Genomic DNA, 16,713 nt, shown 5'->3' on the forward strand with positions numbered 1-16,713 from the left:
CGCCAACCTAGGCCAGGACGTCCGCCAGCGCCGCGACGTCCCCGATGACGACGACGGCCGGGTTGCCGACGCCACGCTCCCGGGCCCGGTCCGCGATGTCGGCCAGCGTCCCGACCGTGGTGCGCTGCGCGGGCAGGGTGCCGTTCTCGATGATCGCGACCGGGGTGCCCGGGTCCTTGCCGTGCGCGAGGAGGGCGCGCGTGTGCGACGGCAGCTGTGCGACGCCCATGAGCAGGACGAGCGTGCCGTCCAGGCGCGCCAGCGTGGCCCAGTCGGGGGCCGTGTCGTGCGCGGACAGGATGGTGACCTGGCGGGCCATCCCGCGGTGCGTGACGGGGATCCCGGCGGCTGCCGGCACGGCGAGCGCGCTGGTCACGCCCGGGACGACCTCGACGGGAACGCCTGCGGAGAGGCAGGCCAGCACCTCCTCGCCGCCACGCCCGAGCACGAACGAGTCGCCGCCCTTGAGCCGCACGACGCGGTGGCCGGCCTGGGCGCGCTCGACCAGGACCGCGTTGATCTCGGTCTGCGTCAGGGTGTGCGCGTGCGGTGACTTGCCGGCCTCGATGATCTCGACCGCCGGGTCCAGCTCGGCCAGCAGCGCGCGCGGGGCCAGGCGGTCGACGACCACGACGTCGGCCTCGGCCAGCGCGCGGCGTCCCCGGGTGGTGATGAGGCCGGGGCCGCCGGGGCCGCCGCCGACGAGGGTCACGCGGCCGGTCGTCGGGCGGTGGTGGCGCAGGGGGAGGGCGCCGGTGTCGAGCAGGAGCGAGATCGCGTTCCGGAGCGCGACGGCCCGGCGCGGGTCTCCGCCGGTGCCGACGGCGACGGTGACGTCACCGGACCGCGCGACCGCCGGGGTCCAGGCGCTCGACGCGCTCGCGTCATCCGCCCGGACGCACCAGAGCCGCGACGCCTCGGCGTCCGCCGCCACCGCGTCGTCGACCGCACGGTCTCCGGTCGCGGTGTGCACCAGCCAGGCGTCCTCGAGGTCGGTGGCCAGGTACTCGCGTGCCCGCCAGGTGATGCGGCCCGCGGCGGCGTGCTCCGCGAGGTCCTCGCACAGTGCCGGCGCGACGATGACGACGTCCGCGCCGTCCTCCACCAGCCGCGCCGCCCGCCGGGCCGCGACAGGGCCCCCGCCGACGACGACGACGCGCCGGCCGGCGACGTCGAGCAGGAGCGGGTGCCGGGGCGTGCTCATATGCCCGCCCCCGCAAACCAGTCGTCGTCGTCCTGGGCGGCCGAGGTCGGCGCGAGGCGGTCGAGCAGCGTGGCGCCGATCATGCCCGCGGCCAGCGTGGTGCCGTCCGCGGGGTCGACCAGCAGGAACCCGCCCGTGCGTCGGTGCGTGGCGTACTCGTCGAGCACGATCGGCTCCGCCAGCCGGATCTTGACCCGGCCGATCGCGTTGAGCGTCAGCGCGCGCGGCGGGATGTCCGAGGAGGTGTCGGTGGCGTCGACCGCGTGCAGGGTGTCGACGCCGTCCCAGGCCTCGACGGTGAGCGTGTCGACGTCGAGGCGGGCGTTCACCTCGCGCAGCAGCGCCCGGACCGTGCGGGTGCCGACGCGGACCAGGAGGCGGGCGCCCAGGACGCTGCGCTTCTCGGCCAGCCAGCAGACCGTGCCCTCCAGGTCGGACCCGACGGTGACCGCGGCGGCCGTGGGCACGAGGACGTCGCCGCGAGCCACGTCCACGTCGTCGGCCAGCCGGAGCGTGACGGACTGCGGCGCGTGCGCCTCGGTGAGCGTGCCGTCGAAGGTGTCGATGCCGACGACCGTGCTCCGCTTGCCCGACGGCAGGACCGTCACCTCGTCGCCGACGGACACCACCCCGGACGCCACCCGGCCCGCGTAGCCGCGGTAGTCGGGGTGCTCGGCGGTGCGCGGCCGGATGACCACCTGCACGGGGAACCGGAACGGCTCCGACAGGGCGTCGCGGCCCACCTCGACGGACTCGAGGTGCTCCAGCAGGGTCGGCCCGTCGTACCAGGGCGTCCGCGTCGACCTGTCGACCACGTTGTCGCCGGCGAGCGCCGAGAGCGGCACCGCGGTGACGTCCGGGATGCCGAGGCTGACCGCGTAGGCGGTGAACTCGTCGGCGATGGCGCGGAACGTGGCCTCGTCGAAGTCGACCAGGTCCATCTTGTTCACGGCGAGCACCACGTGCGGCACCCGCAGGAGGGCCGTGATGGTCGCGTGCCGGCGGGTCTGCTCGAGCACGCCCTTGCGCGCGTCGACCAGCACGATCGCCAGCTCGGCCGTGGACGCACCGGTCACCATGTTGCGCGTGTACTGCACGTGCCCCGGGGTGTCGGCCAGCACGAACGCCCGGGTGGCCGTCGAGAAGTACCGGTAGGCCACATCGATGGTGATGCCCTGCTCGCGCTCGGCGCGCAGGCCGTCGGTGAGCAGCGCCAGGTCGACGTCGCCGCCCCCGCGGGCCAGCGTGGCGGCCTCGACCGCGCTGAGCTGGTCGGCGAGCACCGACTTGGTGTCGTACAGCAGGCGGCCGATCAGGGTGCTCTTGCCGTCGTCGACGGAACCGGCCGTGGCCAGGCGCAGGAGGTCCCGCGTCGCGTGCTCGGTCACCGTGGAGGTCTCCTCGATCGTCGCTGAAGCAGTGCTGGAGGCGGCGCCCATCAGAAGTAGCCCTCGCGCTTGCGGTCCTCCATGGCGGCCTCCGAGGCGCGGTCGTCGGCGCGCGTGGCGCCCCGCTCGGTGAGGCGGCTGGCGCCCACCTCGACGATGACCTCGGGAACGGTCGACGCGGTCGACTCCACGGCGCCGGTGCAGCTCATGTCCCCGACCGTGCGGTACCGGACGGTGCGCACCTCGAGCGTCTCGCCGGTGCGCGGGCCGCCCCACCCGCCGGGCGCCAGCCACATGCCGTCGCGCAGGAAGACCTCGCGCTGGTGCGAGTAGTAGATGGCCGGGAGCTCGATCTGCTCGCGCTCGATGTAGCGCCACACGTCCAGCTCGGTCCAGTTGGACAGCGGGAAGACGCGCACGTGCTCACCGGGCTTGTGCCGGCCGTTGTAGAGGTCCCACAGCTCGGGGCGCTGCCGCCGCGGGTCCCACTGACCGAACTCGTCGCGCAGCGAGAACATCCGCTCCTTGGCGCGGGCCTTCTCCTCGTCGCGACGCCCGCCGCCGAACACCGCGTCGAACCTGTGCGCGGTGATCCCGTCGAGCAGCGGCACGGTCTGCAGCGCGTTGCGCGAGCCGTCGGCCCGCTCGCTCACGCGGCCGTCGTCGATGGCGTCCTGCACGCTGGCCACCACGAGCCGCAGCCCGTGCTCGGCCACGACGCGGTCGCGGTACTCGATGACCTCGGGGAAGTTGTGCCCGGTGTCCACGTGCATGAGCGCGAACGGCACGGGAGCCGGCCAGAACGCCTTGCGTGCCAGGTGCAGCATGACGATCGAGTCCTTGCCGCCGCTGAACAGCAGGACCGGGCGCTCGAACTCGCCGGCCACCTCGCGCATGACGTGGACGGCCTCGGACTCCAAGGCGTCGAGCTGCGTCAGGGTGGTCGTCGTCATGTGTGCAACCCGCATTCGATCTTGGAGGTACCGGACCAGCGACCCGCGCGGGGGTCCTCACCGGGCGCGACCGCTCGCGTGCAGGGGGCGCAGCCGATCGAGGCGTAGCCCGCCTGGCGCAGCGGGTTGAGCACCACGTGGTGCTCCTCGACGTACGCGTCCACGTCGTCCTGCGTCCACGCGGCCAGGGGGTTGAGCTTGACCTTGCCGCGCTTGGCGTCCCAGCCCACGACCGTGATGTCGGTGCGGGTCGGGGCGTCCTCGCGGCGCATGCCGGTGATCCACACGGTGTACGGCTCCAGGCCGCGCTCGAGCGGCTCGACCTTGCGCAGGGCGCAGCAGAGGTTCGGGTCGCGATCGTGCAGCTTCGCGCCGTGCTCGGCGTCCTGCTCGGAGACGGTGCGCAGCGGCAGGATCGTGCGGAGCGCGATGTTCGTGAAGTCGGCGTAGTAGTCGCGCGTGCCGAGGGTCTCGGCAAAGTGGTAGCCGGTGTCGAGGAAGATCACGTCGATGCCGGGTACAGCCTCGGCGGCCAGGTGCACGAGCACCTCGTCGCCCATGGAGGACGCCAGCACCAGGTCGGTGCCGAACGTCTGCGCCGCCCACCGCAGGATCTCGGCGGGGTGCGCACCCTCCAGGTCGCGGCCGGCCTGCTCCGCGAGCTCCTGCAGGTCCGTGGTCGTGGTCATGAGCGCGCCACCAGCCCGACGAACCGCAGCCCGAACGCGCGCGTGCAGGAGCGGCACTCCCACTCGCCGTGCTTGTCGCCGGCGGGCCACAGGTCCTCGCTCGCGCAGAACGGGCAGTAGTACGGGACCGCTCGCTCGGAGCTGCTGGTGCTCATCGCAGGTCCTCCTCGTCCGCCCGGTGTGCCCACTGCGCGAACAGCTCGCCCTCGGTGCGCTGCTCGTCGAACTTGCGCGTGACGCGCTCGATGTAGTCCGGCAGCTCCTCGGCCGGCACGCGCAGACCGCGCAGCGTCTTGCCCAGCCCGCTGGTCAGCCCGAGCCCGCCGCCGAGGTGGACCTGGTAGCCGTCCTCTCCGTTCGCCAGCGCGCCCTTGAGTCCGATGTCGGCGGTCTGGATCCGGGCGCACGAGTTGGGGCAGCCGTTGAGGTTGATGGTGATCGGCTGGTCGAACGTGGGCAGCCGGTTCTCCAGCTCGCCGATCAGGTGCGTCGCGCGCGCCTTGGTCTCGACGATGGCCAGCTTGCAGAACTCGATGCCGGTGCAGGCCATGGTGCCGCGGCGGAACGTGCTCGCCGTCCGGACGTGCAGCCCGGCGGCCTCCAGCCCGTCGACCAGGGCGTCGACCTTGTCCGGCGAGACGTCGAGGATGACGAGCTTCTGCTCGACGGTCAGGCGGATCCGGGCGGAGCCGGCCACCTCGACCAGGTCGGCGACCTGCCCGAGCAGCTCGCCGGAGATGCGTCCGACGGTCGGTGCGACGCCGACGTAGAAGTTGCCGTCCTTCTGCGGGTGCACGCCGACGTGGTCGCGGCGGCCGGTGGGCGGCGGGGGAGGAGCGGGGCCGTCGGTCAGGGTCCAGCCCAGGTACTCGGCCTCCAGCACCTGCCGGAACAGCTCGGCGCCCCAGTCGGCGACGAGGAACTTCAGGCGTGCGCGCGTGCGCAGCCGCCGGTAGCCGTAGTCGCGGAAGATCCCCACGACGCCCGTCCAGACCTCGGGGATCTGGTCGAGGGTGACGAACGCGCCGAGCCGGACGCCGAGCTTGGGGTTGGTGGACAGGGCGCCGCCGACCCACACGTCGAAGCCCGGACCGAGCTCGGGGTGCACCACTCCGACGAACGCGACGTCGTTGATCTCGTGCGCGACGTCATGGTGCGGAGAGCCGCTGATCGCGGTCTTGAACTTGCGCGGCAGGTTGGAGAACGCCGGGTCGCCGATGTACCGCTCCGCGATCTCGCGGATGGCCGGCGTGCCGTCGATGATCTCGTCGGCCGCGACCCCGGCGACGGGGGAGCCGAGGATGACGCGGGGCGTGTCGCCGCACGCCTCCTGCGTGCTCAGGCCGGTGGCCTCGAGCCGACGCCAGATCTCCGGGACGTCCTCGACGCGGATCCAGTGCAGCTGGATGTTCTGCCGGTCGGTGATGTCCGCGGTGCCCCGGCCGAACTCGACCGAGACCTCGGAGATGACCCGCAGCTGCTCGAGGCTCAGGGCGCCGCCGTCGCAGCGGACCCGGAGCATGAAGTACTCGTCGTCGAGCTCGTGCGGCTCGAGGGTGGCCGTCTTGCCGCCGTCGATGCCGGGCTTGCGCTGCGTGTAGAGCCCCCACCAGCGCATCCGCCCGCGCAGATCCTCCGGCGCGATGCTCGCGAAGCCCTCGCGCGAGTAGACCGTCTCGATCCGGTGGCGGACGTTCAGGCCGTCGTCGTCCTGCTTGAACTGCTCGTTCCCGTTGAGGGGTTCGCGCTGGTCGAACGCCCACTGGCCCTCGGGGCGAGCTGCGGGCGGTGCGATCCTGGTGTGCGCCATAGGGGCGATATCTCCGGGAGAACGTGGACGTGCGCCTGCACCCACCGCTCGGGGAAGCGGTACTCCGGACGCAGACCGCGCGCCCGAGGGGGACGAGGGGCGGGGTCAGTTGCTCCGCGGACAGCAGCACACGCACAGGTCCGCGGCGGCGGTGCACATGCACCGACACGAGAGGCGGAACCCGGGGGCGATCACCCGACGAGGTTGTCACGCGCATGGGGAACGCGGGAGAGGGCGTCCGGATCATGAGATTGTGCGGCCGAAATGTGGGACGCGCGTCCAGAACGCGATAAGCAGACCAATCCGGTAGCGATTCGAGGCCGTCGCGACCGCGACGTAGGCTGCTCGATCGTGACCTCCCCGGACACCCTGAGCGGCGCCCCCAGCCTGACCGAGCGCCGGCCTGTCGTCCCGCCGGACCGTCTGTTGGCCGAGCTCGTCCCGCCGCGCCACTTCGCCGACGAGTCCTTCGCCACCTACCGCCCCGACCCCGCGCACCCGTCGCAGCGCGCGGCCGTGGAACGGCTCTCCGCCGCCGCGGAGGAGATCCAGCGGGGGCCGTCCCGCTCGTGGCTGAAGCGCGCGAGGCCGACACCGGTCGCGATCTACCTCGACGGCGGCTTCGGCGTCGGCAAGACCCACCTGATCGCCTCGCTCGCGCACGCCGTGGGGGTCGAGGACGCCGCCTACGGCACGTTCGTCGAGTACACCAACCTCGTCGGCGCGCTCGGCTTCCTGCCCACCGTCGAGGCGCTGGCCACGCGCCGACTCGTCTGCATCGACGAGTTCGAGCTCGACGACCCCGGCGACACCGTCCTCATGTCCCGCCTGCTGCGCGAGCTCGCCGACCGCGGGGTCGCCCTCGCCGCCACGTCGAACACCCTGCCCGGATCGCTCGGAGAGGGCCGGTTCGCCGCCGACGACTTCCTGCGGGAGATCCAGGCGCTCGCCAACCGGTTCGAGGTCCTGCGCATCGACGGGGTCGACTACCGGCACCGCGCGGTGGTCACGGACGCCGAGGGGCTGTCGGACGACGCGGTGCGGGCCGCGGCGGCCGGCCGGGAGGACGCGACGCTGGACGACTTCGGCGACCTGCTGGCGCACCTGGCGACCGTGCACCCGAGCCGGTACGGCGCCCTGCTGGACGGTGTCGGGCTCGTGGCGCTCACGGGAGTCCACGCCGTGCCGACGCAGGACGTGGCGCTGCGGCTGGTCGTGCTCGTGGACCGGCTGTACGACCGGGACGTGCCCGTGCTGCTGGGCGGCGCGGGGGAGAGCGATCTGTTCTCCGCCGACATGCTCGCCGGCGGCTACCGCAAGAAGTACTACCGCGCGCTCTCGCGCCTCGGCTCGCTCGCCGCAGACGGTGCCGCGCTCGTCGGTTAGGCGAGGACGACGACGGACCGCGGACGGGTGAGCACGAGCGCCCCTCCCGGCGTCGGTTCCACCGTCGCCGGGTCCCACGCCGCCGCCACGTCGACAGGGCCGTCGGCGTGCACGGGGATCGCGACCTCCTCGCCGGACAGGTTGATCACCACGCGCGCCGAGCCGCGGTGCAGCACCATCCAGCCGTCCCACGGGACGTCCTGCGGTCCGCCCTCGGTCGCTCCGCCCCAGACCAGGTCGGTCGCCGCGAGGTCGCCGGCCGCCAGGTCGGGGACGGTCCGCCGCACGGAGATCAGCGTCCGGTACCAGTCCAGCAGTCGGCGGTGCTCGGGGTGCGCCGGGTCGTCGAGCTCGTCGCGCGTGAGGACGCTGCCGCGGACCGTGTCCGGCGCCTGCGGGTCGGGCACCTCGATGTCGCCGCCGTACAGAACGTCCCACCCGTGGCCACCGAACTCGCGCCGGCGGCCGTCACGCACAGCGGCGGCAAGCTCCGGCTCGGGGTGGTCGGTGAAGAACTGCCACGGGGTGCGGGTGCCCCACTCCTCGCCCATGAACAGCATCGGGCTGAACGGGGACAGCAGGACCAGGGCAGCCTCCACAGCGAGGCGGCCGGGGTCGAGGCGGGCGGACGGGCGGTCGCCGAGGGCGCGGTTGCCCACCTGGTCGTGGGTCGACGCTGCGACGACGAACCGGTGGCCGTCGGTGCCGGGCGGGACGGGTCGGCCCCAGTCGCGGCCGCGGAACGTGGAGAGCCCGCCGTCGTGCAGGAACACGCCGGTCATGACCTTGTGCAGCACCTCGGGGGAGCCGAAGTCGCCGTAGTAGCCGTGCCGTTCGCCCGTGACCAAGGCGTGGATCGCGTGGTGCACGTCGTCGTCCCACTGCGCGGTCATGCCCCAGCCGCCGTCGGTGGTCGGGGTGACCGAGACGGGGTCGTTGAGGTCGGACTCGGCGATCAGGGAGAGCGGTCTGCCCAGCTCGATCGACAGCGAGGCCACCTCGTCGGACAGCTGGGCCAGCAGGTGCCGGTCCGAGAAGTCGATGAGTGCGTGGACGGCGTCCAGGCGCAGGGCGTCGACGTGGAAGTCGCGGAACCAGCGCAGCGCGCTGTCGCACACCCAGCGGCGGACCTCGGGGGACCCGGGCCCATCCAGGTTGATCGCGGAGCCCCACGGGGTCTGGTGCGCGTCGGTGAAGTACGGACCGAAGTCGCCCAGGTAGTTGCCGGACGGGCCCATGTGGTTGTGCACGACGTCCAGGCAGACGCCCAGGCCACGCGCGTGCGCGGCGTCGACGAAGGCCTGGAGCGCCGCGGGGCCGCCGTACGGCTCGTGCACCGCGAACGTGCCGACGCCGTCGTAGCCCCACCCCCGGACACCGCTGAACGGTGCGACCGGCATCAGCTCGACCAGGTCGACACCCAACGAGACCAGCTCGTCGAGGTGGTCGATCGCGGAGCCCAACGTGCCCTCGGCGCTGAACGTGCCGACGTGCAGCTCGTACGTCACGTGCCCGAGGGCGTCGACGCCCGCCCACCCGTCGTCGGTCCACCGGAAGGCGGACGCGTCGAACACCCGGCTGGGTCCGTGCACCCCGGACGGCTGCCAGGCGCTGCGCGGGTCGGGGCGGGGATCGCCGCCGTCCACCGAGAACGCGTAGTCGGTGCCGTGCGGCAGGTCGTTGTCGTCGGACCACCAGCCGTCCTCCGCGGAGAGCGGCGTGCGCGACGCACCCACGACGAGGTCGACGCGCGACGCCGACGGTGCCCAGACCCGAGCCCGCACCGGGGTCAGCTCTCCGCCCGCACGAGCAGGGCGACGGGCAGGCGGTCGAGCACGGGGGCGACGTCCACCACGCCGCCGGCGACGGGCCGATCGGTGAGCACGTCGTGCCAGTCGCCGTCAGGGAGCGCGACCGTGTGGTCCGACCAGCCGCCGAGGCGGTCCACCGCGGCGGCGAGCCGGGTGGCGACGACGGCGACGCGAGCATCGCCCGCCACGGTCCGGGCGTACGTGAGCGTGTGCCCCGAGGAGTGGGCCAGCGGCAGGAAGCCGCTGTCGGGTCCGACGAAGGCCTCGGGCAGGGAGCGGCGCAGGCGCAGCGCGCGCGAGGTGACGAGCAGCTTCTCGTCGGCGAGGTCCCGGGGGCCGGCGCCGTCGTCGAGCCGCGCGAGCCGGGCGGCCAGCGGACCGACGTCGACGTACCGGCGGTTGTCCGGGTCCACCAGCACCGGGTTCGGGACCTCGGTGCCTTGGTAGACGTCGGCGATGCCGGGCAGGGTCAGCTGCACCAGCTTCGTGCCCAAGGTCGCCGCACGGACGGCCGCGCGGGTCCGGACCTCCCAGCCGCCGAACAGCCCGGCGACCGTCGGGTCGAGCAGCGCCTGCCGCGCGGCGTCGAGCACGGCGCGCTCGTACGCCTCGTCGGGCGCGGTCCACGTGGTCCGGCTCTTCGCCTCGCGGATCGCCTTGGTCAGGTACTCGACCAGCCGGTCCTCGGCGATCGGGCCGTCGTCGGTCCACGTGCCGGCGAGCGTCTGCCAGAGCAGGTACTCCGTGCGGCCGTCGAGCAGGGCGCTGCGATAGGGCGCGGAGGCGGCGCGAAGCCCGTCGACGAGCGCGGACCACTCCCGCGGGAGCTCGCTGAGCACCCCGAGCCGTGACCGGGCGTCCTCGCCGCGCTTGGTGTCGTGGGTGGACAGCGTGGTCATGCCGAGGGGCGCGGAAACCTGCTGCCCGGCGGCCCACGCGGACAGGTCGGTGGGGGTGAGGGCGAACTGCTCCGGTGCGCCGCCGACCTCGCACAGGCCGGTCAGGTGGGTCCAGCGGTAGAACGCCGTGTCCTCGACGCCCTTGGCCATCACGGCGCCGCACGTCTGCTGGAACCGCACGACGAGCTCGTCGCGCCGGGCGCTGCGGGTCCGCCCCGCGCTGCCGACCTCGCGGCCGAGCAGGAGGTCGACGACGACGTCCATGGTCTCGCTGCGCTCCGGCGAGAGCCGCGCACGCGCGTGGGCCGCTGCGGTCTGCATCACGTCGAGCGACTCGGGGTGCACCGGCTCGCCGGGCACGACGTACGCGCGGTAGCGGTCGAACGCGACGAGCAGCTCGATCAGGCAGTCCTCGAGGGCGCGCCACGTGTGGTCGCGCAGGCGCAGGTCGTCGCGGCAGATGTCCGCCGCCAGCGAGGTCAGCCGGTGCACCTCCGCGTACAGGGGGCCGTCGACGATCTCGCGCTTGGCCTGCTCCGCGATCGCCGGGAAGGCGTCGGACGTGTCGTCGGTGAGGCGGTGCATGACGGCGCCGAGGACGGCCGCACCACCGGGGTCGACGAAGGTCTCCTGGATGCGCCAGAGCGCCTCGTAGCCGGTGCTTCCCGCGGTCTCCCAGTCGGGCGGCAGGGTCTCGGCGCCCTCGAGGATCTTCTCGACGACCACCCAGGCGCCACCGCTCGCCTCGCGCAGCCGTGCCAGGTAGCCGGCGGGGTCGGCCAGACCGTCGGGGTGGTCGATCCGCAGCCCGTCGATCGTCCCGTCCTCGAGCAGGGACAGGACCAGCGCGTGGGTCGCGTCGAACACCGCCGGGTCCTCGACGCGGACCGCCAGCAGGGTCCCGACGTCGAAGAACCTCCGGTAGTTGAGCTCCTCGTCGGCCACCCGCCAGTAGGCCAGGCGGTAGTGCTGGCGCTCGACCAGCTCCGCGAGCGACAGCGACTCGGTGCCGGGACGGACGGGGAAGACGTGGTCGTAGTAGCGCAGGACGGTGCGTGTTCCCTCGCCCGGGATCTCCACCTCGTCCAGAGCCAGCTCGTCGCGGCCGAGGACGGCCCCGATGCGGTCGCCGAGCACGGGCATGAGCACCGCGCCGTCACCCGCGGACCAGTCCACGTCGAACCAGTCGGCGTAGGGGGAGTCCGGGCCCTCGGCGAGGACGGACCACAGCGCCTTGTTGTGCCAGACCGGCGTCGGGACGGCCATGTGGTTGGGCACGATGTCGAGCACCAGGCCGAGCCCGGAGTCGCGCGCGGTCGTGGCCAGCCGGCGCAGGGCGGGCAGACCGCCGAGCTCGGGGGCGATCTCGTCGTGGTCGATGACGTCGTACCCGTGCGTCGAGCCCGGCGCGGCACGCAGGATCGGCGACAGGTAGACGTGTGTCACCCCGAGCGTGGCGAGGTACGGCACTCGCGCCGCGACGTCGTCGAGGGTCAGGTCCGTGCCCAGCTGGACGCGGTACGTGGAGACCGGCACGGGCCTGCCTGCCGTCGGCAGCCGGCGGGTGGGCGTCGGGCGCGGTTCGCTCATGCGCTGGGACGGGGTTTCGTCGTCCGGCGCTTCGGCTTCTCGTCCGCGGACTCCGTGCGCTGCCGTCGGCTCTTGGTCTGCTTGGCCGCCTCGCTCGCCGCCGTCGCGACCGCACCGATGCCCGACGACGTCGGCGACGGAGCGATCGAGGGACGGGTGAACACGATGATCGACTTCTCCCGGAGCTCGAGGCTGGTTCCCGCCGCGACCCTGCTCCCGGCCTCGATCTGCGAGTCCGTGTCCACGACCGCGGTCCACACGTCCCCGAACCGGCTCTGCGGGAGCGTGAACGTGGCGGCGTCAGGCTGCCCGTTGAAGAGCACGAGGAAGCTGTCGTCGACGATCTCCTGGCCACGCAGGTCGGGCTCGGCGATCGCGTCGCCGTTGAGGAACACCATGACGGCACGCGCGTGGTCGGCGGCCCATGCCTCGTCCCGCATGTGGTGACCGTCCGGCGCGAGCCAGGCCAGGTCGAGCAGGTCGGACTCGTCCGACAGGTCGGGCTCGCCGGCGAAGAAGCGGCGCCGCCGGAACACGGGGTGGTCCTGGCGCAGGCGCACGAGCCGACGCGTGAACTCCAGGAGGTCGGTCTTCTCCTGGTCGAGGTCCCAGTCGACCCAGGAGATCGGGCTGTCCTGGCAGTACACGTTGTTGTTGCCCTGCTGGGTCCGGCCCAGCTCGTCGCCGTGCGCGATCATCGGGACACCCTGCGAGAGCAGCAAGGTGGTGAGGAAGTTCCGGCGCTGACGCGCGCGCAGCGCGTTGATCGAGGCGTCGTCCGTCGGGCCCTCGGCACCGCAGTTCCAGGACCTGTTGTGGCTCTCTCCGTCGTTGTTGCCCTCGCCGTTGGCCTCGTTGTGCTTCTCGTTGTAGGACACGAGGTCGTTCAGGGTGAAGCCGTCGTGGGCCGTGAAGAAGTTCACGCTCGCGATCGGTCGTCGCCCCGTGTGCTCGTACAGGTCCGACGAGCCCGACAGGCGGCTGGCGAACTCCCCGAGCGTCGACGGCTCGCCGCGCCAGAAGTCGCGGACGGTGTCGCGGTACTTGCCGTTCCACTCCGACCACAGCGGGGGGAACCCGCCCACCTGGTAGCCGCCGTCGCCCACGTCCCAGGGCTCGGCGATGAGCTTGACCTGCGAGACGACCGGGTCCTGGTGCACCAGGTCGAAGAACGCGGACAGGCGGTCGACCTCGTGGAACTGGCGGGCGAGCGTCGCGGCCAGGTCGAAGCGGAACCCGTCGACGTGCATCTCCAGCACCCAGTAGCGCAGCGAGTCCATGATCAGCTGCAGCACGTGCGGAGAGCGCATGAGCAGCGAGTTGCCGGTGCCCGTCGTGTCGAAGTAGTGCGCCTGGTCCTCGTCGACGAGCCGGTAGTAGTTGGCGTTGTCGAGGCCGCGGAAGCTCAGCGTCGGGCCCAGGTGGTTGCCCTCGGCGGTGTGGTTGTAGACCACGTCGAGGATCACCTCGATGTCGGCCGCGTGCAGCTCCTTGACCATCGCCTTGAACTCCTGCACCTGCTGGCCGGCGTGCTGGAACGCGGCGTAGCGGTTGTGCGGCGCGAAGAACCCGATCGTGTTGTAGCCCCAGTAGTTCGACAGGCCCTTCTCGACGAGGGACGGGTCGTTGACGAACTGGTGCACGGGCATGAGCTCGACCGCCGTCACGCCGAGCGACGTGAGGTGCTCGATGACCGCGGGGTGGGCGAGGCCCGCGTAGGTGCCGCGCAGCTCCTCGGGCACGGCGGGGTGCTGCATGGTGAGCCCGCGCACGTGCGTCTCGTAGATGACCGACTCGTGGTACTCGTGCTGCGGCGGGCGGTCGTGGCCCCAGTCGAAGTACGGGTTGATGACGACGGAGGTCATCGTGTGCGCCGCGGAGTCGTCGTCGTTGCGCTTGTCGGGCGCGTCGAACCGGTACGAGTAGAGCGAGGGGTCGCCGTCGATCTGGCCGTCGATCGCCTTGGCATAGGGGTCCAGCAGCAGCTTGTTCGGGTTGCAGCGAGCCCCGTGCGCCGGGTCGTACGGACCGTGCACGCGGTAGCCGTAGCGCTGCCCCGGTGCGATGGCCGGCAGGAACCCGTGCCACACGAACGCATCGACCTCGGTCAGGTTCACCCGGGTCTCCGTGCCGTCCTCCGCGATCAGGCAGAGCTCGACTTGTTCGGCCACCTCCGAGAACAGGGCGAAGTTCGTCCCGGTCCCGTCGTAGGTGGCGCCCAGGGGGTAGGGGCGTCCCGGCCACATCAGCATGGGCCCAGGGTGCCAGTCGGGAGTCCATCTGGCGCGGGGGGCGAGGACGATCGGGCGTGGAGTTCACCACATCCTCAGGCGTTGCGCTTCGTCCCGCGACCTGGTGCGCTGGCCGTCCGGGGGTCCGACGAGAGCGGAGACAGCGGTGAGCGGTCAGGTCGTGGTCGTGGGAGGCGGGCTGGCGGGCGCCAAGACGGTCGAAGGGCTGCGGGAGCGCGGGTACGACGGGCGGGTGGTCCTGTTCGGTGCGGAGACCGAGCGCCCGTACGAGCGCCCGCCGCTGTCGAAGGGGTACCTGCAGGGCGGCGAGGAGCGCGACAGCGCGTTCACGCACCCGGCCGGCTGGTACGCGGACCATGACGTCGACCTGCGGCTGGGCGCGACCGTCACCGCGATCGACCTCGCCGCCCACGACGTCCTCGACGGCTCGCGCACACGGACGGGCTGGGACCACCTCGTGCTCGCGACCGGCTCGGAGCCCCGGCGCCTCGACGTGCCCGGCGCGGGCCTCACCGGGGTGGTCCACCTGCGCACGATCGACGACAGCGACCGGTTGCGCGCCCTGCTGAGCGCGGCGCCCCGCGTGGTGGTGATCGGTGGCGGGTGGATCGGGCTCGAGGTCGCCGCCGCGGCGCGCGCCGCCGGGTGCACGGTGAGCGTGCTCGTCCGCGACCCCCAACCTCTGCTCCGCGTGCTCGGCCCCGAGCTGGCGGCCATGTTCGCGGACCTCCACCGGGCGAACGGCGTCGACCTGCGGACCCGGACGGAGGTCTCCGAGATCGTCGCGGCCGGCGACGGGACCCACGTGGGCGCGGTCGAGCTGGCGGACGGCACCCTGGTCGACGCCGACCTGGTCGTCGTCGGCATCGGCGCCGGCCCGCGGGTCGACCTGGCCAGGTCCGTGGGCCTGCACGTGGAGGACGGCGTAGTCGTCGACGCCCACCTGCGCTCGTCGCACCCGCACGTGCTGGCGGTCGGGGACATCGCTCGCGCGCAGCACCCGTTCCTGGGCACGCACGTGCGGGTGGAGCACTGGGCGAACGCCCTGAACCAGCCGTCCACGGCCGCGGCGACGATCGTGGGTGCGGACGAGCCCTACGACCGGCTGCCGTACTTCTTCTCCGACCAGTTCGACCTCGGCATGGAGTACGTGGGGTACGTGGGCTCGCACGGCTACGACGAGGTGGTCGTGCGCGGCGACCTGCAGAACCGGGAGCTGGTGGCGTTCTGGCGGCGCGACGGCCGGGTGCTCGCCGGGATGAACGTGAACGTGTGGGACGTGGTCGACGACGTGCAGGCGCTGATCCGGTCCCGTGCGGTGATCGACCACGACCGCCTGGCGGACCCGGACGTCCCGCTCGCGGACCTCCTCTAGCTGGTCAGCGTCCGGTCGACGGCGCGGCGGACCACCTCGTCGTCGTCGGCTCCCTCCGCCCGCCAGCCGAGCTGCTGGATCGCGCCGTTGCCGCGGCGCAGCACCGTGGAGACGTGGCGTTCCACCCACGCGAGGTCCCCGGCGGCGGCGAGCGCGGGGCGGACGTGGTCGACGAGCTGGCCGACCACGTCCGCGGCCGGCATCGGCTCGCCGGTCAGCGGGCTCACGAGGTCACCGGTGAGCCCGGAGCGGGCGGCCCGCCACGTCGCGGCCCGCAGCAGCTCGGTGCGTGGCTGTGGCATCGGATCGCCCATGGCCGCTTCCGCGAGCCCGCGGACGAGCGCCGCCTGCAGAGCCGCGTCGTCGGCATCGAGGCACACGTCCGCGACGCGCACCTCCACCGTCGGGTAGCGCGAGGACAGGCGGGCGTCGAAGTAGACCATCCCCTCGTCGAGGATCGCCCCCGTCCGGAGCAGGTCCTCGATGACGGCGCGGTAGCCGGCGGCGTCGCCGAACGGCGCGGTCGGCCCCGCGGTCGGCCACCTGCCCCAGACCTGCGAGCGGTACGACGCGTACCCCGTGGCGCTGCCCTGCCAGGACGGGCTGTTGCCGGACAGGGCGAGCAGCACCGCGTTCCACGGGCGGAGGTGGTCGAGGATGCGGACGCCCTCCTCCTCGTCGTCGATCGAGACGTGGACGTGGCACCCGCACGTGAGCTGGTCCCGCGCGGTCTGGCCGAACTCCGCGCGGATGGCGAAGGCGCGGCGGTCGGGCAGGACCGTCGACTCCACCACCTGCGGAGCCGCCGCGAGGGCCGCGATCCGCGCACCGGCGCGCCGGGCCATCTCGTCCGTCCGCACCCGGCCGGCGCGGATCTCGGCCACGAGCTCGGTCAGGTCGGCCCGCGGGGGCGTCGAGGTCTCGATCTGCTCGAGCTTGAACTCCTTCTCGAGGTCGCCGCCGGGCTCGTCCGTGGACGGGTGGTCCACCGACGACGCGTGGCGCAGGACCGCCGCTGCGACCGGCTGCGGTCTGCCCTCGGGCGTGACCAGCAGGAACTCCTCCTCGACCCCCAGGGTTCGCACCGGATCAGTCTGGGGGAGACGGCGGCCGCGCGCCCGCTCGACCGTTGACCGCGTGACGCGCGGAACGTACCGTGCAGTAACGCTGCCGTCCGAATGGTGAGATGACGCATGAGTCTGTTCCCGACCGTCCACGCGACCGGTGACCTCCCGACCCCGCACCGCGCCCACCTCGAGCGCCACGGGCTGACGTTCGTCGGAGCCGACGACGATCCCGACGTGGTGCTCGTGCTGCCGGGGACCACGACGGCCGGCGCGTCCGGCGGAGCAGGCC

The 16,713-nt window shown here is 72.9% G+C and carries 12 protein-coding genes; 2 read left to right on the top strand and 10 right to left on the bottom strand.

The window, feature by feature from the left end; genetic code table 11:
- Positions 1-7 precede the first annotated feature (7 nt).
- From cobA to AC1DXT_RS13555, 6 genes are read right to left on the bottom strand one after another with little or no spacing between them, the layout of a single operon-like run.
- Positions 8-1,204 (bottom strand): uroporphyrinogen-III C-methyltransferase, encoded by a 1,197-nt coding sequence (gene cobA, locus AC1DXT_RS13530; protein ID WP_477061825.1) that lies wholly within the window; start codon positions 1,202-1,204, stop codon positions 8-10.
- Positions 1,201-2,643, bottom strand: coding sequence for a sulfate adenylyltransferase subunit 1 (locus AC1DXT_RS13535; RefSeq protein ID WP_477061826.1), 1,443 nt, complete (start codon positions 2,641-2,643; stop codon positions 1,201-1,203). Before AC1DXT_RS13535 ends, cobA begins: the two co-directional genes overlap by 4 nt.
- Positions 2,643-3,545 carry a sulfate adenylyltransferase subunit CysD gene (gene cysD, locus AC1DXT_RS13540; protein ID WP_477061827.1) on the bottom strand — a complete coding sequence of 301 codons (903 nt, stop codon included), beginning with the start codon at positions 3,543-3,545 and terminating at the stop codon, positions 2,643-2,645. The genes AC1DXT_RS13535 and cysD overlap by 1 nt, the downstream gene beginning before the upstream one ends.
- Positions 3,542-4,234, bottom strand: coding sequence for a phosphoadenylyl-sulfate reductase (locus tag AC1DXT_RS13545; RefSeq protein WP_477061828.1), 693 nt, complete (start codon positions 4,232-4,234; stop codon positions 3,542-3,544). Before AC1DXT_RS13545 ends, cysD begins: the two co-directional genes overlap by 4 nt.
- Positions 4,231-4,389 carry a hypothetical protein gene (locus AC1DXT_RS13550; RefSeq protein ID WP_477061829.1) on the bottom strand — a complete coding sequence of 53 codons (159 nt, stop codon included), beginning with the start codon at positions 4,387-4,389 and terminating at the stop codon, positions 4,231-4,233. Before AC1DXT_RS13550 ends, AC1DXT_RS13545 begins: the two co-directional genes overlap by 4 nt.
- Positions 4,386-6,044, bottom strand: a complete 1,659-nt coding sequence (locus tag AC1DXT_RS13555; RefSeq protein ID WP_477061830.1) for a nitrite/sulfite reductase — start codon at positions 6,042-6,044, stop codon at positions 4,386-4,388. Before AC1DXT_RS13555 ends, AC1DXT_RS13550 begins: the two co-directional genes overlap by 4 nt.
- Before the next feature lie 351 nt (positions 6,045-6,395).
- Here AC1DXT_RS13555 and zapE point away from each other — a divergent pair, with 351 nt between their 5' ends.
- Positions 6,396-7,430: a cell division protein ZapE gene (gene zapE, locus AC1DXT_RS13560; protein WP_477061831.1), complete on the top strand. Its 1,035-nt coding sequence runs from the start codon at positions 6,396-6,398 to the stop codon at positions 7,428-7,430.
- Here zapE and treZ read toward each other — a convergent pair.
- Genes treZ through glgX form a run of 3 tightly spaced genes read right to left on the bottom strand, consistent with a single transcriptional unit; the run spans position 7,427 to position 13,982 of the window.
- Positions 7,427-9,214 (bottom strand): malto-oligosyltrehalose trehalohydrolase, encoded by a 1,788-nt coding sequence (gene treZ / locus AC1DXT_RS13565; protein WP_477061832.1) that lies wholly within the window; start codon positions 9,212-9,214, stop codon positions 7,427-7,429. The genes zapE and treZ overlap by 4 nt on opposite strands.
- A 5-nt stretch (positions 9,215-9,219) precedes the next feature.
- Positions 9,220-11,730, bottom strand: a complete 2,511-nt coding sequence (treY, locus tag AC1DXT_RS13570) for a malto-oligosyltrehalose synthase (protein ID WP_477061833.1) — start codon at positions 11,728-11,730, stop codon at positions 9,220-9,222.
- Positions 11,727-13,982, bottom strand: a complete 2,256-nt coding sequence (gene glgX / locus AC1DXT_RS13575) for a glycogen debranching protein GlgX (RefSeq protein WP_477061834.1) — start codon at positions 13,980-13,982, stop codon at positions 11,727-11,729. The genes treY and glgX overlap by 4 nt, the downstream gene beginning before the upstream one ends.
- Before the next feature lie 145 nt (positions 13,983-14,127).
- Here glgX and AC1DXT_RS13580 point away from each other — a divergent pair, with 145 nt between their 5' ends.
- On the top strand, positions 14,128-15,357 hold the full coding sequence (locus AC1DXT_RS13580; protein WP_477061835.1) for an NAD(P)/FAD-dependent oxidoreductase: 1,230 nt from the start codon (positions 14,128-14,130) through the stop codon (positions 15,355-15,357).
- Here the strand turns inward: AC1DXT_RS13580 and AC1DXT_RS13585 are convergent.
- A complete protein-coding gene (locus AC1DXT_RS13585) occupies positions 15,354-16,442 on the bottom strand; it encodes a carboxylate-amine ligase (RefSeq protein ID WP_477061836.1) in 1,089 nt (362 codons plus the stop codon). The two genes, AC1DXT_RS13580 and AC1DXT_RS13585, sit on opposite strands and share 4 nt — an antisense overlap.
- Positions 16,443-16,713 lie beyond the last annotated feature (271 nt).

The sequence above is a fragment of the Cellulomonas sp. P1_G12_2 genome (genome assembly GCF_056405535.1).

Coding starts and splice junctions, on each gene's coding strand:
- cobA (WP_477061825.1), bottom strand. CDS start 1,204: ATGAGCACGCCCCGGCACCCGCTCCTGCTCGACGTCGCCGGCCGGCGC.
- AC1DXT_RS13535 (WP_477061826.1), bottom strand. CDS start 2,643: ATGGGCGCCGCCTCCAGCACTGCTTCAGCGACGATCGAGGAGACCTCC.
- cysD (WP_477061827.1), bottom strand. CDS start 3,545: ATGACGACGACCACCCTGACGCAGCTCGACGCCTTGGAGTCCGAGGCC.
- AC1DXT_RS13545 (WP_477061828.1), bottom strand. CDS start 4,234: ATGACCACGACCACGGACCTGCAGGAGCTCGCGGAGCAGGCCGGCCGC.
- AC1DXT_RS13550 (WP_477061829.1), bottom strand. CDS start 4,389: ATGAGCACCAGCAGCTCCGAGCGAGCGGTCCCGTACTACTGCCCGTTC.
- AC1DXT_RS13555 (WP_477061830.1), bottom strand. CDS start 6,044: ATGGCGCACACCAGGATCGCACCGCCCGCAGCTCGCCCCGAGGGCCAG.
- treY (WP_477061833.1), bottom strand. CDS start 11,730: ATGAGCGAACCGCGCCCGACGCCCACCCGCCGGCTGCCGACGGCAGGC.
- glgX (WP_477061834.1), bottom strand. CDS start 13,982: ATGCTGATGTGGCCGGGACGCCCCTACCCCCTGGGCGCCACCTACGAC.